The sequence below is a fragment of the Paenibacillus taihuensis genome (assembly GCF_003386535.1).
Taxonomy (GTDB): Bacteria; Bacillota; Bacilli; order Paenibacillales; family Paenibacillaceae; genus Paenibacillus_Z; species Paenibacillus_Z taihuensis.
Genome location: NZ_QTTN01000008.1, coordinates 132414 through 155784, shown reverse-complemented (window position 1 = coordinate 155784; position 23371 = coordinate 132414). Strand labels below are relative to the sequence as shown.

General features: G+C 53.3%; 20 protein-coding genes. 19 read left to right on the top strand and 1 reads right to left on the bottom strand.

Features of this window, described 5'->3' with window-relative positions; translation table 11 throughout:
- Positions 1–25 precede the first annotated feature (25 nt).
- The 4 genes from A8990_RS09320 (at position 26) to A8990_RS09305 (ending at position 2816) form a co-directional block, all read left to right on the top strand.
- Positions 26–289, top strand: coding sequence for a YlbG family protein (locus A8990_RS09320; protein ID WP_116188743.1), 264 nt, complete (start codon positions 26–28; stop codon positions 287–289).
- Between the two features lie 184 nt (positions 290–473).
- On the top strand, positions 474–911 hold the full coding sequence (locus A8990_RS09315; RefSeq protein ID WP_116188742.1) for a hypothetical protein: 438 nt from the start codon (positions 474–476) through the stop codon (positions 909–911).
- A gap of 154 nt (positions 912–1065) precedes the next feature.
- Entirely contained in the window at positions 1066–1977 is a 912-nt protein-coding gene (locus tag A8990_RS09310) for a selenium metabolism-associated LysR family transcriptional regulator (RefSeq protein ID WP_116188741.1), read from the top strand.
- Entirely contained in the window at positions 1968–2816 is an 849-nt protein-coding gene (locus A8990_RS09305; RefSeq protein ID WP_116188740.1) for a PHP domain-containing protein, read from the top strand. Before A8990_RS09310 ends, A8990_RS09305 begins: the two co-directional genes overlap by 10 nt.
- 85 nt (positions 2817–2901) lie before the next feature.
- Here A8990_RS09305 and A8990_RS09300 read toward each other — a convergent pair whose 3' ends face one another.
- On the bottom strand, positions 2902–4767 hold the full coding sequence (locus A8990_RS09300) for an Rqc2 family fibronectin-binding protein (RefSeq protein WP_116188739.1): 1866 nt from the start codon (positions 4765–4767) through the stop codon (positions 2902–2904).
- A 155-nt stretch (positions 4768–4922) separates the two neighbouring features.
- On the opposite strand from A8990_RS09300, the gene A8990_RS09295 reads away from it, so the two are divergent.
- The 15 genes from A8990_RS09295 (at position 4923) to A8990_RS09225 (ending at position 23368) form a co-directional block, all read left to right on the top strand.
- Positions 4923–7715 carry a calcium-translocating P-type ATPase, SERCA-type gene (locus A8990_RS09295; RefSeq protein WP_116188738.1) on the top strand — a complete coding sequence of 931 codons (2793 nt, stop codon included), beginning with the start codon at positions 4923–4925 and terminating at the stop codon, positions 7713–7715.
- A gap of 121 nt (positions 7716–7836) precedes the next feature.
- The gene (locus A8990_RS09290; RefSeq protein WP_116188737.1) at positions 7837–8862 is read left to right on the top strand and encodes a MerR family transcriptional regulator; all 1026 of its coding nucleotides are present in this window, start codon (positions 7837–7839) and stop codon (positions 8860–8862) included.
- A gap of 74 nt (positions 8863–8936) precedes the next feature.
- On the top strand, positions 8937–9635 hold the full coding sequence (locus A8990_RS09285) for a class I SAM-dependent methyltransferase (protein WP_116188736.1): 699 nt from the start codon (positions 8937–8939) through the stop codon (positions 9633–9635).
- A gap of 811 nt (positions 9636–10446) precedes the next feature.
- Positions 10447–11277 carry a diaminopimelate epimerase gene (dapF, locus tag A8990_RS09280; RefSeq protein ID WP_116188735.1) on the top strand — a complete coding sequence of 277 codons (831 nt, stop codon included), beginning with the start codon at positions 10447–10449 and terminating at the stop codon, positions 11275–11277.
- A 32-nt stretch (positions 11278–11309) separates the two neighbouring features.
- A complete protein-coding gene (locus A8990_RS09275) occupies positions 11310–13172 on the top strand; it encodes a bifunctional homocysteine S-methyltransferase/methylenetetrahydrofolate reductase (protein ID WP_116188734.1) in 1863 nt (620 codons plus the stop codon).
- Between the two features lie 310 nt (positions 13173–13482).
- Entirely contained in the window at positions 13483–13743 is a 261-nt protein-coding gene (gene remA / locus A8990_RS09270; RefSeq protein ID WP_020615370.1) for an extracellular matrix/biofilm regulator RemA, read from the top strand.
- A 17-nt stretch (positions 13744–13760) separates the two neighbouring features.
- On the top strand, positions 13761–14378 hold the full coding sequence (gene gmk / locus A8990_RS09265; protein WP_116188733.1) for a guanylate kinase: 618 nt from the start codon (positions 13761–13763) through the stop codon (positions 14376–14378).
- Between the two features lie 13 nt (positions 14379–14391).
- Positions 14392–14601 (top strand): DNA-directed RNA polymerase subunit omega, encoded by a 210-nt coding sequence (gene rpoZ, locus A8990_RS09260; RefSeq protein WP_116188732.1) that lies wholly within the window; start codon positions 14392–14394, stop codon positions 14599–14601.
- A gap of 87 nt (positions 14602–14688) precedes the next feature.
- Positions 14689–15912, top strand: coding sequence for a bifunctional phosphopantothenoylcysteine decarboxylase/phosphopantothenate--cysteine ligase CoaBC (gene coaBC / locus A8990_RS09255; protein WP_116188731.1), 1224 nt, complete (start codon positions 14689–14691; stop codon positions 15910–15912).
- Positions 15909–18464, top strand: coding sequence for a primosomal protein N' (priA, locus tag A8990_RS09250; protein ID WP_116188730.1), 2556 nt, complete (start codon positions 15909–15911; stop codon positions 18462–18464). Before coaBC ends, priA begins: the two co-directional genes overlap by 4 nt.
- 27 nt (positions 18465–18491) lie before the next feature.
- Entirely contained in the window at positions 18492–18977 is a 486-nt protein-coding gene (gene def / locus A8990_RS09245) for a peptide deformylase (RefSeq protein WP_116188729.1), read from the top strand.
- Between the two features lie 4 nt (positions 18978–18981).
- On the top strand, positions 18982–19926 hold the full coding sequence (fmt, locus tag A8990_RS09240; RefSeq protein WP_116188728.1) for a methionyl-tRNA formyltransferase: 945 nt from the start codon (positions 18982–18984) through the stop codon (positions 19924–19926).
- Complete coding sequence (gene rsmB, locus A8990_RS09235; RefSeq protein ID WP_116188727.1) at positions 19923–21431, top strand: 16S rRNA (cytosine(967)-C(5))-methyltransferase RsmB; 1509 nt, start codon at positions 19923–19925, stop codon at positions 21429–21431. The genes fmt and rsmB overlap by 4 nt, the downstream gene beginning before the upstream one ends.
- Before the next feature lie 128 nt (positions 21432–21559).
- Entirely contained in the window at positions 21560–22606 is a 1047-nt protein-coding gene (gene rlmN, locus A8990_RS09230) for a dual-specificity RNA methyltransferase RlmN (RefSeq protein WP_116188726.1), read from the top strand.
- Positions 22607–22612: 6 nt separating this feature from the next.
- Positions 22613–23368 (top strand): Stp1/IreP family PP2C-type Ser/Thr phosphatase, encoded by a 756-nt coding sequence (locus A8990_RS09225; protein ID WP_116188725.1) that lies wholly within the window; start codon positions 22613–22615, stop codon positions 23366–23368.
- Positions 23369–23371: the final 3 nt, after the last annotated feature.

Sequence of the window (23371 nt, the reverse complement as noted above, 5' to 3'; positions counted from 1 at the left end):
ACCAGAGGGGAAACGGGGGACTACCATGTTTTCGGAACGTGTTGGTTATATCGTGTGGGTGAGCGATCTGAAAGCAGCCCGCAATTTAGAGAAATACGGCACCGTTCATTACATGTCACGCAAAATGCATTATGTCGTCATGTACATGAACGCAGACCGTGCGGAAGAGGTTGTTCGGAACATGGGCCGGCTTCCATTCGTGAAGCGGATTGAGCGTTCGTACCGAAATGAGATCAAAACGGAATATACGCAAGGTGTTCCAGACAAAACTCGATTTTACAGCTTATAAAGTCAACAAGAAAGTCTCGCCAATCATTGAACGGCGAGGCTTTTTTTTACAACTTTCGAAACCCAGTTAGTCCCATAAATGGAGCCTGTTTATTTTAATGTTGAAATATCGGACAGGCATGCTACAATAAAATGGAAAGTACATATAGATAATAAGTCCTACTTCCGGGGAGGGGTGGATTGCGGTGAAAGACAAGATGACTGAAAGATGGAGCACCTACGAGACATTTCACATCGCACTTGGTGACAAGAAAGTTGCGGATATCGTCATCACGAACCACGCCAGGAGCCGATGGGTTGATCGAGTCGAAAGCGAGAAAACAGGCTTCGAGGATATCGCAGATTTTATGTGGCAAACGTTGAAGCAAAGGCGTGTAGAGCCTTATTATCGCAATGAGCAGGATGTGTACTTAATTGATGACGATCTTGTATTCGTCGCAGAGTTTACCGTGATCGAGAATGAGACCGATCTCGCAGGCGGGCCGCTCCACAAGATGATTGTCGTCACGTTTCTCGGAAGAATGTCTGAGACTATAGAACTACGAGATCTGAAGTCGTATTACTCGTGGCTCCGACATTCCAGAAGAATGACATTAATTAAAAATAGTAGGAAGCGGAAATAATAACTTACATTAACTGGGTAACGTAAAGCATGGGCTCCTTGATAGCTCATGCTTTTTGCATTTTCCATATAATAACTGAGGTGAAAGCTTCCGTATTCCCGTTATCCTGTAATGTTGTATAATGGTTCCAAAGAGAAAGGAAGGGATGCCCTTCATGGCGCTTAATTTTCATCAGCTCCATATTTTCTACACGGTTGCGGAGCGGGGGAGCTTCTCGGCAGCTGCGCAAGCGCTTCACATGACCCAGCCGGCTGTGACGATGCAGGTCCAGTCGCTTGAAGATTATTTTGGCACGAAGCTGCTGCAGCGGTCCACGAAGCGGATCGAGCTGACGGAGGCAGGACGAGCTCTTATGCCTTATGCCAGACGAAGCATTGAACTTATCCGGGATACGGACGTGCAAATGTCGAAATTCACCAAGCAGCTTAAAGGACGGCTGCAGCTTGGGGCCAGCTTGACGATTGGCGAATATATTTTGCCGCGGCTGCTAGGTCCGTTCGGTTCGGAGTATCCGCACATCGCGATCAGCATGAAAGTGATGAACACGGCGCAGATCATGGAAGATATCATCAACCATCAGCTGAACTTCGGCCTCGTCGAGGCGCCTGTCAATCATCCCGACATGCATATGGAAGCGGTCATGAGCGATGAACTGAAACTGATCGTGGGCAAATCGCATCCGCTCGCCGGTTCGACGGAAGTTGAGCTTGAGGAAGTCATGAATTATCCGTTCGTCCTGCGTGAGCAAGGATCGGGCACGCGTCTTGTTATGGAGGATGTGCTGCGAACGAAGAATATCGATTTGACCACGATGAAGATTGTGATGGAGCTTGGCAGCACGGGGGCGGTGAAGTCGGCTGTAGAAGCGGGACTCGGCATTTCCTTCGTATCGAGCTCTTCGGTGAAACATGAGCTTGCCCTTGGCCTCATTCAGACGATTCCGATTCGGGATGTGCAGTTCAAGCGGCAATTTTACTCGATCTTCTTGAAGTCGGCACTGCTGCCGATTTCGGCGGTGACGTTCCTAACCTTTTTGAGAGAGAGGGATTTGCACCAATGGCTGTAAATAGGGATGGACAGGCTGATTTGCACTCACATACAACCGCGTCTGACGGTACGATGCGGCCAGCAGAGGTCGTAGCGTTAGCGAAGGAGCGAGGACTTGGGGCTGTCGCGATTACCGATCATGATACGGTGGATGGTATCGCTGAGGCACTGGAGGCTGGCGAACGGCTTGGCATAACTGTCGTTCCCGGTGTGGAGATCAGTACGGTGGCGGAAGGCCGCGACATTCATATGCTCGGTTACTATATCGATTGGCAGAGCGAAGAATGGCGTGCAAAGCTGGGTACACTCGTCTCCGTACGCGATCGCCGCAACGATATGATCGCCCGGAAACTGTGCGAGCTTGGCTGCTCCATAACTATGGACGAAGTGATCGCAGAAGCGCGTGCACAAGGGAAGGACGGCGGTTCAATCGGGCGACCGCATATCGCGGCAGTATTGCTCTCCAAAGGGTACGTCAGCTCCATGCAGGAAGCGTTCGACCGCTACCTCGGGAGTGAAGGAGCAGCTTATATGAATCCCCCGCGGCTGCATCCGTTCGAAGCGATTGCTTGGATCAAGGAAGCGGGCGGGACCTGCGTTATCGCGCATCCGGGTTTATATGGCAGCGACGCGCTTGTCGAACAGATTATTGCAGCTGGCGCTCAAGGGATCGAAGTGTACCACTCCGATCATTCTGAGGCGGATGAAGCGCGGTATATGGAGCTTGCGAAGCGTTACGGCTTGATTGTGACCGGCGGCTCCGATTATCACGGCGAGCGGCAAGGGATTGTTTTTCACGGCGAGCTTGGTTCGAGGTCAGTCGGCATCGAAGTGTTGGATCAATTGAAACAAGACTAGATAAAAAAGACACGAGTTACGTTACAGCGGAGAGTGCTCTGCTGCATGAACTCGTGTCTTTTCTTTTCGGTTATTGCACAATTGCTTATTGCTTGATTACGGATGGAAGTCCCTTTATGCGCTGCTCATCTGGTGTGATGAACAGTGTTTTCTGGTTGTCGTAAATGACATAGCCCGGCTTCGCGCCGCTTGGCTTTTTCACATGGCGGATCAACGTGTAATCCACCGGCACGAGACTGGAAGACTTCGCCTGGCTGTAGTGCGCGGCGAGCATCGCCGCTTCCTCCAGCGTCTCATCGCCGAAGGTTGTCCCCCGAATGACGACGTGAGAGCCGGGAATGTCCTTCGTATGGAGCCACGTATCGTTCGGAGCGGAAGCTTTGTTCGTCAGAAAATCATTCTGCGTATTGTTCTTCCCAACGAAGATCGGGATGCCTTCCGATGACGTGTAGCAAAGCAGCGCCGGCTGCTTCGGCTTGCGCTTCTTCGCGCCGCGCTTCTCGCGGGAACGCATGTAGCCTTGCTCGACAAGCTCGTCACGAATCTCATCGATATCGGATAACGAGGCGCTCTCAAGCTGCTGCAGCAGCGATTCCAGATAGGTCATTTCTTCCGTCGTGCGTTCCATCTGCTCAGCCACGATCGTCAAGCTGTTGCGGAACTTCGTGTACTTCTTGAAATACCGCTGTGCGTTCTGAGACGGCGTCAGCTGCGGATCAAGGGGGATCTGAATGATCGGCTGCTCATCGTCATAATAGTCGATCGTCTCGACAACGTCATCCCCGCGCTGGATCGCATGAAGATTCATCGTCACCAGCTCGCCGAGACTGCGTAACTTGTCGGCACCTTCCGCTTCCTGCAGCGTTTCCTCCAGCTTATCGAGCTTCTTCGCATTTTTGTTCCGTTCATTTTGCAGAAACTTTATCAGGTCAGAGACGCGCTGCTTGACGATATCACGCTCTGCCTTATCGCCATAGAAGGCTTCCAAGCACTGGCTCACCGTCTCGAATGTGGTGACATCGCCGGCGAGATGCGTGAGCGCAGTTACGGAGAAGGAAGCTTTGCCGCTTGGCGAAGTCGTAACAAGCTGCGGCTCATAACGGTTCGAGCGGAACTGCTCCATCATGTCGCGAAAAGCTGGCCACATCCGCGCAGCGTTTGACTCGATGTGATCAGCGCCGTTCAGAAGCTGCGAATCGTCCGCACCTGAAGCTGCGGATGCCGCGCTGCGGTGTGCAATCTCTTTCGCCAGAAGCGGGCTAAGGCCGCTGAAAGCAGCGACTAGCAGCTGCCCAGGCGCAATTGAAGCAGGGTCCGCCGCTCTCGGCACCGTGCCGAAATGAATGCTGTCCTCATCCGGAATCGGCGGATTGATGAGCGCGTCCGCAGTTTGCTTGAGCGCTACGGTGAAAGTCGCTTCATCCTCAATTGCAAGCGGATCATCTTTGCCTTGCTCAGGCGGTGCAACATACGTTGTGCCTGGCATGATAACACGGTAGCTGCTGATCATCGGCGTGACATGATGGATGCCATCATGAATCATTTCCGTTGCAGCATCCACAAGAATAATGTTGCTGTGCTTGCCCATCAGCTCGATAATAATCCGCTTGAAGGACATATCGCCGAGTTCATCGCGCTGCCTCACATCCAGATGAATAATCCGCTCATTGCCGACTTGCCGCACGGCTTCGATGACGGCACCTTCGCAGTGCTTGCGAAGCAGCATGCAGAACATCGGCGCTTCCAGCGGATTAATGAAAGATTGCTCCGTGAGATGCATGCGCGGATACGTCGGATTGGCCGAGATCAGCAGCTTCCCTTGAACGCCGCCTCCGCGGATCTGGATCACAAGATCGTGAGGTCCGGGTTGATGTATTTTATAAATGCGTGCGCCGACACAAGCTTCCAGCTCATGCGTTATGGCACGGGTAACAATTCCATCTAAGGCCATGCTGATTATCTCCTTTTTGTTTGTATCACTCCCTATCATGCCATAACTTGTACAAAAACTTAAGTCCAAGCTGGGATATTTTGCAGTTTGTCCGAATACAAATAGCCCATAGAGGCTGTCCGTCAGGCGGCATGTTAACGGGAGGGAGACGGGGCATGGAACAAGGGAATTGGCATCAAATGGAAACTGACGAGCTGGCGCACACACTTGGAGCGAATCTAAACACCGGCCTTACGCCAAGTGCGGCTGCGGAGCGGCTCGCTCAGACTGGACGCAATGAGCTGACAGAGGGGGAGAAGGTTTCCCCGATTATGCTGTTTCTTGGCCAGTTTAAAGACTTTATGGTGCTTGTGCTTATGGGGGCAACGCTGATTTCAGGCTTGCTTGGCGAGTATCTCGACGCAATTACGATCATTGCCATTATTGTGATTAACGCGGTTCTAGGATTCGTGCAAGAATTCCGTGCGGAAAAGTCGTTACGCGCGCTAAAAGCGTTATCGGCGCCGATAGCTAAGGCGATCCGCGGCGGAGAAATCGTGCTAGTACCGGCAAGCGAGCTCGTTCCTGGCGATATTGTTGAGCTTGAAAGCGGTGACCGGATTCCGGCGGACATTCGGTTTATCGAAGCGAACAGCTGCTATGCGGAAGAATCGGCGTTAACCGGCGAGTCTGTTCCGGTTGGCAAGCATTGCAATCCGATTCATACAGAAGAGCTGCCGCTCGGCGACATGCGCAATATCGGATTCATGGGCACAATGGTTACGCGCGGTACAGCCAAAGGTGTTGTTATTCGTACAGGGATGTCGACCGAGATGGGCAAGATCGCGAATCTTATTCAGCAGACCGAATCGATGGAGACGCCACTCCAGCATCGTCTGGAGCAGCTTGGCAAAATCCTTATTATCGTGGCTCTGGCACTCACTGTCATGGTTGTTCTTGCAGGTATTTTGCACGGTCAGCCGGCCTATGAAATGTTCCTCGCAGGCGTCAGCCTTGCGGTAGCAGCGATACCTGAAGGACTTCCGGCAATCGTTACGATTGCGCTCGCACTCGGGGTACAGCGCATGATTAAGCGGCGAGCCATCGTCCGCAAGCTGCCTTCCGTTGAGACGCTCGGCTGCGCATCGGTCATCTGTTCCGACAAGACGGGCACACTCACGCAGAATAAAATGACCGTGACGAAGCTGTGGATCGGTGGACGCAGCATGGATATCACGGGTGAAGGCTATGAGGCGGCAGGCGGCTGCTTCGAACAAGGCAAAGTCGTCGATGTGAAGCATGACCAGTCGCTGCGCAGATTGCTGCAGGTCGCAGCGCTTTGTAATAATGCGGTGGTAACAAGAGTGGACGACGAGAGCGACGCGGCGAAGCGCAAGAAAGGCAAGACTTTTGTGCAGGATGAATGGGTGCTGAAGGGCGATCCGACGGAAGGCGCGCTGACAGTCCTCGCTTCCAAGCTTGGCGTGTCGGCAAAGTCAATGGAAGGCATCTACCAGCGTATGAAGGAGTATCCATTCGACTCCGAGCGCAAGCGCATGTCCGTGCTCGTATCGCATCAGGGCGGACGGTTGATCTGCACGAAAGGCGCTCCGGATATGTTGATGGAGCAGTGCTCGTATATTCTGTGGGATGGCAAAGTCGTTCCGTTCACGCCAAGCATCAAGCAGAAAGTGACGGATTCGGCAGAGTCGATGGCGCAAAATGCACTTCGCGTGCTAGGCTTCGCCTACCGCGAGCTGAGACCGCATGATGCTACGGAAGCGGAGACGGATGTTGAGAATCAACTCATCTTCGTCGGTCTCTCGGGCATGATCGATCCTCCTCGCCGCGAAGTCAAGGAATCGATCGCGAACTGCCGCCGTGCCGGCATTAAGACGATTATGATTACAGGCGATCACCAATTGACAGCGGAAGCTATCGCTGGGCAGCTCGGAATTATGCCGCGCGGCGGATTGGCAGTAAGCGGTCAGCAGCTTAATGGCATGAATGAGGAACAGCTGGATCGGCTGATCGACAATATCTATGTGTACGCCCGCGTATCGCCGGAGCATAAGCTTCGGATCGTCAAAGCGCTGCAGCGCAAAGGCCATGTCGTTGCGATGACAGGCGACGGCGTGAATGACGCACCGGCGATCAAAGCAGCGGATATCGGCATCTCGATGGGCATCACAGGCACTGACGTATCGAAAGAAGCATCGTCGCTCGTACTCAGTGACGATAACTTCTCCAGCATCGTTGCTGCGATTGAAGAAGGCCGCGGCATCTACGAGAACATTCGCAAATTCATCCGGTATTTGCTCGCTTCGAACGTTGGCGAGATCCTGACGATGTTCCTTGCGATGATGGCAGGTCTGCCGCTTCCGCTCGTGCCGATTCAGATCCTGTGGGTCAACCTCGTCACAGACGGTTTGCCAGCGATGGCGCTTGGCGTTGACCAGTCCGAGAAAGACTTGATGCAGCAGAAGCCGCGCTCGGCGAAGGAAAATATTTTCGCAAGGCGGCTTGGCTGGAAAATCATTAGCCGTGGCATTCTGATCGGCGTCTGTACGCTCGGAGCGTTCTGGATTACGCTGCAAATCGCACCGAAGAGTCCGGCGAATCTCGTCCATGCGCAGACGGTTGCTTTTGCCACACTCGTTATGGCTCAGCTCATTCACGTCTTCGACTGCCGCAGCTCGCGCTCGATCTTCCACCGCAACATGCTGCAAAATAAATATTTGCTCTTCGCGGTGCTCTCATCGGTACTGCTCATGCTCGGCGTGCTCTACATCGATGCGCTGCAGCCGATCTTCAAGACGGTGCCGCTTGGCTTCCGCGACTGGTGTCTCGTCATCGTTGCGGCAGGCATCCCGACGTTCCTCATGGGCATCGGCAGCGTACTCGGCACGACGGAGAAGAAAAAGAAGAAGAAATGGCCGATCAAAGGGCCGAACACAATTACAAGATAAAGTGGAAGCCGGCGCTGGTCGCCGGCTTTTTTATTTGGGCGTGCCCTGACCTTCGAAGACGGCGCTTAACGTTCACCCTGCGTTATAGTTTATACTGGCTTTATGGAAGGTGGTGCGGGATATGAAAATCAACGAATTAGCTCAGAAGCTGCATATGACGCGGCGTGCGATCAGGCTGTACGAATCGAAAGGATTGCTGCAGCCGGTTCGCGGTGAAGATAACGGATATCGCTATTATTCGGATAATGATGCATGGCGTCTGCAGACGATCGGCTCTTTGCGTGAGATGGGGCTAAGCCTGGACCAAATCAAAGCATTGATCGAGAAGCAGGATCAAGGCGATGCTGAGTCTGTTCATCATTATTTGGAGCTGCAGCGAATGGCGCTCTATGAGAAATGGACGAAGTGGAAGCATGTCATTGGGACGATTGACGAGCTTATCCAACGATTCGAGATGAAGCAGACGCTAGCTCTCGATGATCTGTTCCAGCTGTCAGGCGATTTGCAGCAGGTTCATGAGAGTGTGTCGACGTGGAAAGATACATGGGAGTTCGATCGAATTGCTGCCGGGTTTGACGGTGCGCCAGCGTTGCTGTCGAGCGGACCGTCATTATCACAGGGAGAGTACGAGACGGTACTTGATTTTATTGTGCAATGGGTCGCGCCGAAGCAGGGGGAAGAAGGACTGGATATCGGTACAGGTACGGGGAATTTGGCAGGGAAGCTGCAGCTGAGCGGTGCGCGGATGTCTGCGATTGACCAGTCGAGGGAGATGCTGGCGAGGTGCCGAGAAAAGTTCCCTGATATAGCTGCGAAGCTGGGCAATGCGCTGGCTCTGCCTTTTCTGGACAGGCAGTTCTCGTTCGTCGTATCCGCGTTCGCGCTGCATCACTTGGATGCGAAACAGCAGGAGCTTGCGCTGGAGGAGATGGATCGGGTGCTGATGCCTAACGGTCGAGTCTGCCTAGCTGGTCTTATGTTCGAAGGCGTGGACGTGGAGGTTGTAGCCGATAAGAAAGCTTCGGGCAACAAGTATCCTACAGACCGACCGAAGCTGCTCAATTGGTTCTATTCGCGTGACTATATTACAGTTCAGCATGCGGTGAATGACTGGATTCACGTCGTTTATGCGGTGCGCAAACATTAGGTTGACCTTAACCTTGCGTCAGCTTCTAAGGTGGAGAGGAAGGACCTAATCTAACAAATTGGAGCGTGTCAGCAATGCCGAATCATGATCAAATTTATCAAAATGAAGCCGAGCGCTATGAATTGCTTATCTCGCGTGAGGATGTCTCGAACAACCTACTGGGGACGATCCGCAAAATTTGCCCGGACTTATCTGACCATCATGCAGCGGATCTAGGAGCGGGCACTGGCAGACTAACGACGATGCTGGCTCCTCTTGTCCGTTCGATTGTGGCGATCGACGCAGCAGAGCCAATGTTGGGAGTCGCAACGACCAAACTGCGTGGAATGGGTGTAGAAAATTTCCTTGCGAAAGTGGGCTATCACGATAGCATGCCTTTGTCCGATCACTCGATTGAGCTTCTAACAGCAGGCTGGACGATCTGTTACTCTACAAGCTCTAATAACGCGGACTGGCGCGATCAATTGGAGCGCATCATTATCGAAATTCGTAGGGTGCTTCGTCCAGGCGGCACGGTTATAATCTTTGAAAATTTCGGCACTGGAACTGAACTGCAGAATCCACCCGATTTCTTAACAAGCTATTATGCGGCATTGGAACAAGACTATGGGTTTGAGCATGTGGCGATTCGGACGGATTATAAGTTTGAGTCGGTCGATGAAGCAGTTGCGCTAACAAGCTTCTTTTTCGGCGAAGAAATTAGCAACGCAGTTGCAGCAAGCGGCAACCCAACCGTCCCGGAATGGACGGGGGTATGGTGGAGAAGGTATTAGGTTGGTGGTGGAGTGGGCAGGGGCAGCGCGTATCGGGCGTTAAGCTGCTTCGTGTGGCTATAGTGGAAAATTCCATTGTAGTAGCCCTGAAATCCGGAATTTTCTAGGTCTATGTTGGATATTTCCACTCATTTGTGTGCAAATCGCCAGAAATGGGCTAATTTCGCATTCCTATAACGGAAAAATCCATTATAGCTCTCAATTTTGGCTGTTTTCACTTGAAATGAGTGGATATATCCATTGTAGCTCGAGGATGTGCTGTAGTTTGCCTCATGAAAGATGAGGCAACAAGATTACCAAGAGGAGCGCAGCGACTCTGAGGTAATCACTTCTGTCCTTCCAACTAACTTATCCGCCAGGAAGGCTAGGCGGCCAATAGATTACCAGGAGTGGCAAAGCCGCTCCTCTGGTAATCACTGCACTCATGCGCCAAACGTAAAGTGTGTCCCGCCAGGGACGAAAACGATCACCTGCACGTACTCACTCATCGGCACCTCTGCGGCGCCACTCGTTCCCGTGGTCCCGCGAAGCGGGGCGACAGGTAACTCGCGAGCGCCCAACGTCAAAGTGGGTCCCGCGAGGGACGTAAACGAGGCCTAGCACGTATGCACTCAACAGCGCTTCTCTGCAGCACAAACGTTCCACCATTCGGGTGTCCAGAGGGTGAAACCCTTGGAGTCCCCCTTGGGGAAGGGGGATTGAGGGGGATTCGCATGATTATGCAAGGTTTTATTCCAAAAGTATAAAGATTATTGTAAACTAAATAAATTATAATGAGTGCAACAAATGTTTTTAAGGGAGAGCGAGTTAGATGAACTTTACGAAAATGCATGGACTAGGAAACGACTTCATCGTCGTAGCAGGGGAAACGCAATTACCAGACAATGTAGCAGAACTCGCAGAGCAGCTCTGCAACCGTTTCTTCGGCATCGGTGCAGACGGTCTCGTTTATATTTTGCCTTCGGAGAAAGCAGATTTTCGGATGCGCATAATCAACTCTGACGGCTCGGAAGCGGAGCAATGCGGCAACGCAATTCGCTGCGTAGCGAAGTACGTCTACGATAATGGCCTTACAGATAAAGAAGCACTGACGATCGAAACACTCGGCGCAGGCGTACAAGAAGTTCAGCTGACGGTCGACAACGGCAAAGTTGAACTCGTGCGCGTTAACATGGGCCAGCCGATTCTCGAAGGCTTGAAAGTGCCGACGACAATTGATGCCAATCCGGTCATCAACCAATCCATCGAAGTGGACGGACGCGAGTTCAAGTTTACAGCCGTATCGATGGGCAACCCGCACTGCGTTATCTATGTCGACGATGCAGTGAACTTCGACCTTGCAACATGGGGACCGAAGCTTGAAGTACACCCATTGTTCCCGCGCAAAATCAACGTAGAGTTCGTAACGGTTCGTTCGAAAGACTACACAGACATGCGTGTATGGGAGCGCGGTGCTGGCCCGACGCTGGCTTGCGGAACCGGCGCTTGTGCAACTGTCGTTGCCTCTGTACTGAACGGCTACACAGACCGTACAGCAACCGTTTCTCTCAAAGGCGGCGACTTGCTGATCGAATGGAATGAAGAGAACAACCACGTATACATGAGCGGCCCGGCAGCAGAAGTGTTCCGCGGTACAGTGTAAGCAATCGATACAACAAGAAGGAGTTTTAACATATGAAACCGGATTTTCGAGAGGTGCTCACGAAGTGCATCTTGACCGGGGACGGCGCGATGGGAACCTACCTGTATGGGATGGGGTTCCCTGTCGGCGTTTCATACGAAGAATTCAATTTGATTCGTCCCCATGTCATTGAAGATGTGCACCGCCGTTATTATGAAGCAGGGGCTCGCATTATTGAGACCAATACCTTTTCCGCTAACCTCGCAAGTCTGACTCACTATGGCTTAGACAACGAAGTCGAAGCCATCAACCGGGCAGGGGTTCGGATTGCACGTGCAGCAGTCGGCAGTGATGCTTATGTTGTTGGTGCGGTCGGTTCCATTCGGGCAGGCAAACGTAAAAATATAGCCGAAGCACAGCTTGAGCAGCTGTTCCGTCAGCAAATGGACGCCTTATTACAGGAAGGTGCCGACGGACTGCTGCTTGAGACGTTTTATGATCTGGAAGAGGCGCTGCTTGCTCTACGTATCGCTCGCTCATTATCGGACGTGCCGGTCATCACTCAATTTGCAGTGGAGAAAGACGCGGTCACGCAAGACGGCGTACCACTCACAGCGGCATTCGAACAGCTGAAGCAAGCTGGAGCCGATGTGGTAGGATTTAACTGCCGTAGCGGCCCGAACGGCATTCTTCGCGCGATCGATTGCATCGTAGGCGAGATTCCGCTGCCGCTGTCGGTGTTCCCGAACGCAGGTATCCCGGATTACGTAGACGGTAAATATACGTTCACGGCATCGCCGGAATATTTTGCGGAGTCAGCGCGTAAGTTCGCAGATCGCGGTGCGCGCATTATCGGCGGCTGCTGCGGGACGACACCGGAGCATATCGCGGCCATCGCAGCTGCGCTGAACGGCTATGAGCCACAGCAGCCGGATGCCATTCGCGAGACTGCGCCAACGACGCAAGCAGAAACCATTCAAATAAAAGAAGCTTTCACACCTCCGGCACAATTGGAGCCGAACATCGTCGATGTGGTGAAAGAGCGCCACACCGTCATCGTCGAGTTGGACCCTCCTCGTGATCTCGATATTCAGAAGTTTATGGCTGGCGCCAAAGCGCTCGCAGAAGTGAAGGCAGACGCCGTCACGATGGCGGACAACTCTCTGGCTGTTACACGCATGAGCAACATTGCACTTGCTGCGCTCGTTGGGCAGCAAGCGGGCATCAGGCCGCTCGTCCACATTGCTTGCCGTGACCGTAACCTGATCGGCACGCAGTCGCATATGATGGGACTCGATGCGCTCGGCATTGACCACGTACTTGCTGTAACCGGCGACCCTGCACGTTTCGGTGATTTGCCAGATTCCAGCTCGGTCTATGATCTCACTTCCTTCGAGATGATTCGGATGATCAAACAGCTGAATGAAGGCGTTGCTTTCTCAGGCAAACCGCTGAAGCAGAAAGCGAAGTTCGTTACAGGCGCCGCGTTCAACCCGAACGTCAAATATCTGGACAAAGCGATTCAGCGTCTGGAGAAGAAAATCGAGTCCGGCGCGGATTACATCATGACACAGCCTGTCTATGACAAAGAGCTGATCATTCGTGTAGCAGAAGCGACGAAGCAACTGTCCGTTCCCGTATTCATCGGCATCATGCCGCTGGCGAGCGGCCGAAATGCGGAGTATCTTCATAATGAGGTGCCAGGCATTCAGCTGTCGGACGAAGTTCGTAAACGGATGGCAGGACTTGAAGGCGAAGAGGGACGCGCAGAAGGCGTTCGAATCGCAGAAGAGCTGTTAGATACAGCAATCGAACACTTTAAAGGAATCTATCTCATCACGCCATTCATGTTCTATGATATGACGGTCAAGTTGACGGATTATGTTTGGCGAAAAACGAGCAAAATAACGAGGTAAGCTCGTAAATTCTCCCGATTGCGCTTTAACACTTGTTCGTCTGTCCAAAATGAATTAGAATAGACCTTGGATGCACTTGCCATGCCGCCTCGAATGCGTTAGAATAGGGGACCTGACCAAGTGTCTTGTTTAACGGGTTTAATCGGCTGGCGTAACGTATGCTCCGGACTTTTTTCGTCAAGAATAGTGCAATATTCTGCCATTTCTTTCGGATTTTGCAGAGGATTCGACTCCATCATTCTTGCGCTTATTTATACATCGTTGATCTTATTGCATACCTATGCACGAGAGATACCGGAGGGGAACTTAAATGGCCATTAAGCTCATTAACATCGGTTTCGGAAACATCGTTTCCGCCAATCGGATCATTTCGATTGTAAGTCCTGAATCGGCGCCGATTAAACGTATTATTCAAGAGGCTCGCGACCGTCATATGCTGATTGACGCTACATACGGACGCCGCACGCGCGCTGTTATTATTACGGACAGCGATCACGTTATTCTATCGGCTGTGCAGCCGGAAACTGTTGCGCACAGACTTTCGACCAAGGATGACGATCACGACGAATAGTGATGACGGGGAGTTATATGAGAAGAGGATTGTTAATTGTACTTTCGGGCCCTTCGGGCGTAGGCAAAGGAACGGTTTGCGCAGAGCTGCGGCATAAGCAGAGCGATCTCGTTTATTCGGTATCTGCGACAACACGGTCACCTCGCCAAGGGGAGATCGACGGAATCAATTATTTTTTTAAGACGAAAGAACAGTTTCAAGACATGATCGCGAAGGATGCATTGCTCGAGCATGCGGAATATGTGGGCAACTACTACGGCACTCCGCGTGATTTCGTAGAACGCACGCTTGCATCGGGCAAAGATATTATTCTTGAAATTGAAGTACAAGGCGCACTGAAGGTTAAAGAGAAATTCCCGCAAGGCGTGTTTATTTTCTTGGTGCCGCCGTCTCTGGACGAGCTCAAGCAGCGCATTACAGGCCGCGGTACGGAGAATGCCGATATTATTGACCATCGCATGAACGTTGCGGTGGAAGAGATGAGCCTTATTCATTATTACGATTACGCTGTCGTCAACGATCAGATCGACGCAGCTTGTCATCGCATTCAAAGCATTATTACGGCAGAGCATTGCCGGAAAGAACGGTTTATCGAACAGCTTGAAGAAGTGAAGGAAGCTTCTGAGAAAGCATGAGAGGTGAAGGAATTTGCTATATCCATCCATTGACGAAATGATGAAGAAGGTAGACAGCAAGTATTCCCTTGTTGTTGCAGCATCCCGTCGCGCAAGAATGCTAAGAGACGGAAGCAAGACGGATATCCGCTCGCCGAAGTCGCACAAGTACGTTGGCGTAGCGCTTGAAGAAATTTATCACGACATTCTTGTTGTCGAGAGCACGCTGAACAAGAAAGACTAAGAAAGTCATGATGGCGAACGAATAACAACCCTTGCGGTTGTTATTTTTTTAGTCTAAAACGTATGCAAGGAAGAGGAGAGATCTGCCATGCTGCAAGGAAAAACGATTGTGCTTGGAATTTCCGGCGGAATCGCGGCTTATAAGGCGGCGACGATCTGCAGCAGATTAGTCCAGGCAGGTGCGAACGTACGCGTCATCATGACGGAGTCGGCGACCAAGTTCATTACACCGCTGACGCTGCAGACGTTGTCGCGCCATCAGGTTTATTTGGACACGTTCGATGAGTTCGATCCATCGGTTGTCGCTCATATTAACGTAGCGGACAGCGCGGATTTGGTTGTTGTTGCCCCCGCGACGGCGAATATTTTGGCGAAGATGGCGAATGGGCTGGCGGACGATATGCTCAGTACGACGCTGCTTGCAACCGAGGCACCTGTCATGGTAGCCCCTGCGATGAATGTGCATATGTATGCGCATCCTGCCGTCGCGCGCAATATGGACATATTGGCAGAGAGAGGCGTTCGTTTCGTAGAACCGGGCACAGGCTTGCTCGCTTGCGGCTATGTCGGGAAAGGACGGCTGGCTGAGCCGGAAGATATCGTGTTTGCTGTTAAGCAGTGGTTCGCGCAGAGTCAGGAGCTTAAAGGCAAGAAGGTACTCGTAACGGCAGGCGGAACAATGGAGCGGCTTGATCCGGTTCGTTACCTGACTAATGATTCTTCGGGCAAAATGGGTTTTGCGCTCGCGGAAGCCGCAGCGACTCGCGGTGCGGATGTCACATTAATTGCTGCTCGAACGACAGCGAATCCGGTGGCTGGCGTGAATACCATTCATGTCGAGTCCGCGGAAGATATGCTGCAAGCAGTGCTTGAGCGGTATGATTCAGCGGAACTTGTTATCAAGGCAGCGGCGGTTGCCGATTATAGACCGGTTACGAAGGCGAGCACCAAGATCAAGAAGGGCAAGGAAAAGCTAGTGCTTGAACTGGAGCGGACGACAGATATTTTGAAGACACTCGGCGAACGGAAGAAGGATCAGTTCCTCGTAGGCTTCGCAGCGGAGACCGAGCAGCTGGAACAATACGCGATGGACAAGCTGACACGGAAAAATGCCGACCTCATTGTTGGAAACGATGTGTCGCAAGAAGGCGCGGGGTTCAATGTCGATACGAATATTGTGCAGATTTTCGGCTCAGAAGGCCTTGTGGAGTCACTTCCGATGCTGAGCAAGCGTGAAGTGGCGGATCGGCTGATGACGCTGATCACGACACGGATGAAAGCGGCCCAGGGGGCTAAGGGGGCCGCGGAATGATCGCGAAAGTTATTGTCGATGTGCCGAGCCGGGCGACGGATCGGCCTTTTGACTATAAAATCCCGCAGCAGATGCTGGGCTGGGTGGAGGTCGGCAGCCGAGTCGGCGTGCCTTTCGGTGGACGCGTATTGCAAGGCTTTGTCATTGGAATTACTGAACATGCGGATTTCGATGTGAAGAAGCTGAAGCCAATTGCCGAGCTGCTGGATCATATTCCGCCGCTGTCGCCAGATCTCGTTGAGCTTGCAAGCTGGATTAGCGACAAGTATTGCTGCACGCTAACAGCTTCTCTTCAAGCGATGATCCCCGCGGCGCTGAAAGGGAAAGCTGATTCGGTCGTTTCCATCGCAGACGACGAGGTTAACGAGGCTAGCGAAGATAGTCTGCTCGGAGAAGAAGCATGGCTGAGTTACATACGCCAAAATGGCGGAACGATGCGCCTGGCTGCACTACAGGAGCGATTCCCGGAGTCTGCTGCTGATATCAAAGCTGCGGTGAAGCGCGGCACACTAACGGAGCAAGTGACGATTCGGGACAGGCTGTCCGTACGTAAAGTGCTGACCGTGTTTCCTCCGGACAATGAAGCGCTGGCGCTCGAGGCGCTGCAGAACTATCCAGCTAGAGCGGCGAAGCAGCAGGAAGTGCTTCGTTATATGCTGGAGCATCGCGAGCCAATCGCGATGACGGTGCTCGTCGAAGCACTATCGACGACTTCCAGTACGGTACGAGCTGTCGCGGACAAGGGACTGCTCGAGATTCGCGAGATGGAGCAGAGCCGCGATCCTTACGCGGGCAGAGATTTCAAGCGCACGGAGCCGCTTCCGCTGACAGAAGGGCAGCAAGCAGTGTACGCAGAGATTGCGGAGTCGCTTGATGCCGAGCAGTCGCGCGTCTTCTTGCTGCATGGCGTAACCGGCAGCGGCAAGACTGAGGTTTATCTCCAGACGATTGAACGCTGCTTGCAGCATGAAAGGCAAGCCATTGTACTCGTGCCGGAGATCTCGCTGACACCGCAGATGGTCGAGCGCTTCAAAGGCCGTTTCGGCGACTTGGTTGCCGTGCTTCATAGCCGCCTATCCAGCGGTGAACGTTACGATGAATGGCGCAAGATCCGCGAAGGACGCGCGCAGGTTGCGGTTGGCGCGAGATCGGCGATTTTTGCACCTTTTGAACGCATTGGTCTCATAATCATAGATGAAGAGCATGAATCCTCCTACAAACAAGAGGAGACGCCAAAATATCACGCACGCGATGTGGCTGTGAGAAGAGCAAGGCAGCATAGCGCTGCCGTCGTGCTTGGATCAGCAACACCATCGCTGGAGAGCTTCGCGGCGGCTTCGCGCGTCGTCTCCGGCAGCGAAGCGGCGAATACGAGCACAAGCGCATCGGCCTCAACTTCCGCGTCCGCCAAAGCAAGCGGCGCGGCGTTGCTGCCGATGCCGAACCGGGTCGGCGGCCGGCCGATGCCGAAGGTGCATCTCATCGACATGCGCGATGAGCTGAAGAACGGCAACCGCTCGATGTTCAGCCGGCAGCTGCATGAAGCGCTGCTTGAGCGTCTCGAGCGAGGCGAACAATCCGTGCTGCTGCTCAACCGCAGAGGCTACTCCACGTTCGTCATGTGCCGTTCCTGCGGGTATACCGCGCAATGTCCGCACTGCGATATATCGCTGACGTATCATCAGAAGTCGCGCGTCCTGCGCTGCCACTATTGCGGGCATGCCGAGCAGGCGCCGGAGAAATGCCCATCCTGCGAGAGCGAGCATATTCGCTTCTTCGGCACCGGTACGCAGCGGGTTGAAGAGGAACTTGCGAAGCTGTTCCCAGGCATCCGAGTCATCCGGATGGACGTCGACACGACGACAGAGAAGGGCTCGCACGAGAAATGGCTGACGATGTTCGGCGAGCGCAAAGCGGATGTGCTGCTTGGCACGCAGATGGTAGCCAAAGGGCTTGATTTTCCGTATGTTACGCTAGTAGGCGTAATTGCGGCGGACACATCGCTGCATCTGCCTGATTTCCGTTCTGCGGAGAAGACGTTCCAGCTGCTGACGCAGGTGGCGGGGCGTGCGGGAAGACATCAGCTGCCGGGCGAAGTAATCGTACAAACCTACAACCCTGAGCACTATGCCATCGTCACTGCACAACATCACGATTATGCTGCGTTTGTCCAAGAGGAGCTGAAGCATCGGCGCTTCATGGGCTACCCGCCATTTTGCCGGCTTATTGTCGTCACGCTTTCCGATGAACAGCTGCCCCTTCTCATCCAGACGGGAGAAAAGTTGGCATCTACCTTGCGCCAGCTCGCATATGAATCAGGCATAAAAGGATCCATCGATAGCGATGGCACACGTTTTATCGATATATTAGGGCCTGTCGCTTCGCCAATCCCGCGTATGAAAGATCGCTATCGTTTTCAATGTATGGTAAAATATCGAGGAAATGTAAACGCAAACGATCTGCTAAAGCAGGCGATCAGCATGCTTTCGGGGCCGCAAGGGCAGCCGCCAGTGCAGATTAGCGTAGATGTCGATCCGCAAATGATTTTATAACATGACTGTTTATTAGGGGGATTACTCATGGCGATCAGACTGATTGTTCAAGATCCAGATCCGGTTCTGCGCGAGCGGGCCGTCGAAGTAACGAAATTTAATTCTAATTTGCATAAATTGCTGAACGATATGGCAGAAACGATGTATGATGCGGACGGCGTTGGCCTTGCTGCGCCTCAGGTTGGTATTTCGAAGCGCGTTATCGTGGTTGATGTTGGCGATGATAACGGTTTGATCGAAATGGTTAACCCAGAAATTATCGAAGCATCCGGCGAACAGCTCGGACCGGAAGGCTGCCTTAGTATTGCGAAGCTGAACGGTGATGTGAAGCGTGCGCAAGCCATTAAGCTTAAAGGACAGGATCGCGACGGCAATCCGTTCGAATTCGAAGCGACGGACTTCCTCGCTCGCGCATTCCAGCATGAAGTGGATCATCTGAACGGCATTCTGTTCACCGACATTGCCGTATCCATCTATGATGCATCGGCACGCCAGCGTCCAGACGGAGAGTGATCAGATGCGTATCGTATTTATGGGAACACCCGAATTCGCGGTTCCATCGCTGGAAGCGATCTTGGAAGAGGGTCATACCATTGACCTCGTAGTGACACAACCCGATCGGCCCAAAGGCCGCAAAAAAACGCTGACGCCGCCTCCGGTCAAGGAAGCGGCGCTTCTGCGCGGTTTGCCCGTTGCACAACCTGAACGTTTGCGCGGGTCGGAGACGGTCGGTCAAATTGCGGCGCTGAAGCCGGATCTCATTGTAACAGCTGCATACGGACAGATTTTGCCGAAAGCGGTGCTGGAGATTCCTCGTCTTGGCTGCATTAACGTGCATGGCTCTCTATTGCCAAAATATCGCGGCGGCGCTCCGATTCAACGTTCGATTATGAACGGCGAGACGTTGACAGGCGTGACGATTATGTATATGGCGGAAGGTTTGGATACCGGTGATATGATCAGCGTTGTGGAAGTGCCGATCACGGACGATGACACATCGGGCACTTTGTTCGAGAAGCTGACCATCGCAGGCGCGCAGCTCCTCCGTGAGACGCTGCCAAGTATTGAAGCAGGGACGGTACAAGCTGTTCAGCAAAATCATGAAGAAGCGACGTACTCCCCGAACTTGACGCGGGAAGATGAGCGAATCGATTGGAGCCGTCCAGCACGGGCGATCTATAACCAAGTGCGCGGACTTTCGCCGATGGCGGGCGGATTTACGATTTGGAACGGCGAGCCGTTCAAAGTATGGGGCTGCAAGCCGATGGCGCAGAGCCGTTCGAAGGCAGAGCCAGGTACAGTACTCGAAACGACGGACGCGGGCATTGTTGTGCAGACTGGCGAGGATGCGCTCTTGTTGACGGTCATCCAACCGGCAGGCAAGAAGGCCATGAACGCTGTGGAGTGGCTGAAAGGTGCGCGTCTTGAGGCGGGCACTGTTTTCGGCGGAGGTGAAGCGTGAGCGGCCGGGACAAGCAAGGCAATAGTGGCGGCGGTGGCGGACGCGTTGGCGTGAAAAGCGGTCGCTCAGCAGGCTCCGCGCCTTCTGCGAAAGGAAAAGGCGGCAAGCCGCAGCAGCAGCAACAGCAGCGTCGGAAAACTACTCGCGAAGTTGCATTGGATACGCTGCTGAAGGTTGCGGAAGCTGGCGCATACAGCAATCTGCAGCTAAACCGCGCACTGCAGGATGCACAGCTGTCTCGTCCGGATGCTGGGCTCGCTACTGAGCTGGTGTATGGCACGATCCAGCACCAGAGGCTGCTGGACGAAAGGCTCAGCGAGCTTGTGACCAAGGGCTTCAACAAGCTGACGCCTTGGGTGCTTGTGCTGCTGCGCATGAGCGCTTACCAGCTCTTGATGCTGGACCGCATCCCTGCGCATGCCGCCGTGAACGAGGCTGTCGTCATCGCGAAGCGTCGCGGTCATAGCGGGATCTCGGGCATGGTTAACGGTGTACTCCGTAATATGGAGCGCAATCTGGCAGAAATGCGGAAGCCGCTCGAGATAACGGATCCTGTGAAGCGGATTGGCATCACGTATTCGTACCCGGACTGGCTCGTGAAGCGCTGGATTGGTACTTATGGCGAAGCGGTAACGGAACAGATCTGCGCAGCGGGCAATGAGCCTCCGCACAATAGCGTCCGTGTGAATCCGCTGCGATTGTCCCGTGACAAGGCAGCTGCGATGCTCACGGAAGGCAGCGGCGGCGAAGCGATAGTGGAAGCTTCGAAGCTTTCTGCACATGCGCTGATTGTGAGCGGCGTTGGCAACGTGGCAGGAACCGATGGCTACCGCACAGGGCTCTGGTCGCTGCAAGACGAGAGCTCGATGCTCGTAGCCGAAGTGTGCGCACCGAAGCCGGGCATGAAGGTGCTCGATTGCTGCGCGGCACCTGGCGGGAAGACGACGCATCTCGCGGAGCTGATGGAAGATCGCGGGCAGGTCATCGCCAATGACGTGCATCCGCACAAGAAGCAGCTCATCGAGGAGCAGGCCGCGCGGCTTGGTCTAACTTCGGTGCAAGCCGTTACCGGCGATGCGGCTGAGCTGGCATCCCAGTTCGAGCCGGGCAGCTTCGATGTCGTGCTGCTCGATGCCCCTTGCTCCGGCTTTGGCGTTATTCGCCGCAAGCCGGAGATCAAATGGACGAAGAGCGCCGAGGATGTCCATGCGATTGCTGCCCTGCAGGAGCAGCTCATGGATGAAGCGGCGAAGCTCGTCCGCCTTGGCGGCACGCTCGTGTACAGCACATGTACGATCGAGCGTGAAGAGAACGAGAGCCAAGTGGCGAAGTTCCTCGAGCGCCATCCGGCGTACAAGCTCGATGCAGAATGGCCGGAGCAGATGCTTCGTCCATTGCAGGAAGCGCATGCTATCGCTGAGCCATTCAGCGGCATGGTACAGCTGCTGCCGCAGCAATTCGGCAGCGATGGCTTTTTCATCGCCCGTTTGACTCGTCACTCGTAAACATGTGAATAGCGCCCATGACAGCTCAAAGTGGTCTGTTATGGGCGTTTGTGGTAAAATGATCGAAGGCGCAGGCATAGCTTTAAGCTGGCGGCGAACCTATTTTCTAAAGAAACAGGTGCAATCCGATGAAACCATTCATCTATGACTATACGCTAGAGCAGCTTCAAGATTGGATGAAAGAGAACGGCGAGTCCGCATTCCGCGGCACTCAGCTGTTCGAGTGGCTCTACGTGAAGCGCGTCAAGAGTTTCGAAGACATGAGCAATCTGTCGAAGTCCCTTCGTCAGAAGCTCGACGACCAATTCCAATTCGTAACCCTAACCGAAATTACACGCTTTGAATCGAAAGACGGCACGGTCAAGTTTTTGTTCGGCTTGCATGATAACCATGCAATCGAGACGGTTATTATGCGCCATAGCTACGGCAACAGCATCTGCGTCACGACGCAAGTCGGCTGCCGGATCGGCTGTACGTTCTGTGCTTCTACCCTCGGCGGCTTGAAACGCAACCTGACTGCTGGCGAGATCGTCGCTCAGGTTGTTGTCGCACAGCAGCTGCTTGACGCAACGAACGAGCGCGTGTCGAGCATCGTAATCATGGGCTCCGGCGAGCCATTCGAGAATTATGACGCAACGATGACATTCCTGCGGCTCATGATTCACGAGAAAGGGCTGAACATCGGCCAACGCCACATCACGGTATCGACGAGCGGTATCGTTCCGAGCATGTACAAGTTCGCGGAGGAGAATACGCAAATTAACCTCGCGATCTCGATCCATGCGCCGAACGACAAGCTTCGTTCCAAGCTGATGCCGGTTAACCGCCGCTTCCCATTCGAGGAAGTGATGGAAGCTTGCCGCAACTACATCGCGAAGACAGGACGCCGGATTACGTTTGAATACGCGCTGATTGGCGGCGTGAACGATCAGAACGAGCATGCGGAAGAGCTTGCGCAAGTGCTCAAGGGCATGCTGTGCCACGTCAATCTCATTCCGGTCAACCATGTGCCGGAGCGGGATTATGTGCGTACGCCGCGTGAGCAGATTTTCGAGTTCCATCGCATTCTAGAGAAAAACAAAATCAATGCCACAATCCGCAGAGAACAAGGCCATGACATCGCAGCTGCATGCGGACAGCTTCGTGCTAAACATATGGAGTCTACGGCGGGGTGATGAGTTGTGATAATCGCTTATCGAAGTGATGTTGGGCGAATTCGAACAATTAACGAGGACTCAGCGTGGTCGGAGCAATTGGAATCCGGCCTCGTTGTAGCGGTTGTTTGCGACGGCATGGGCGGTCATAAGGCTGGCGAGGTTGCCAGCCAATTGGCTGTCGATACATTCCGTGAAGCTTTGGGAGGCATCTCGGCATCCCTTACGCTTGAAGAACGTAAAACATTAATGAGCCAAGCGATATTGCAAGCGAATGAAGCTGTTTATGAAGCAGCTTCTGGCAACGAGCAGTACCACAACATGGGTACGACGATCGTTGCTGCACTTATTCAAGATGATAATGCAGTTATAGGTCATATCGGCGACAGCCGCGTGTACAAGTGGCGGGACCAAGTGTTGACGCAATTGACAGACGATCACACACTCGTCAATGAGCTTGTGAAGTCTGGTCAGATTACGCTCGAAGAAGCGGCAACGCATCCGCGCCGCAACGTCATCACTAGAGCACTCGGAACAGATGAGCAGGTTGAAGTAGATATTATTTGCACGGGCTGGCGTGAAGAAGACATGCTCATGCTGTGCAGCGATGGGTTGACAACGATGGTCAGTCCTTCCGAAATCATAGGTACCTTGGAGCAGAATGAGCTTAGCTTGGATCAGAAGGCGGATAGACTCCTGCAGCTTGCCTTGCAAGCCGGCGGAGACGATAATATCACGGTCATTCTGCTGCATCATGCCGAAGACACGAAGCAAGAGGAGTGATCG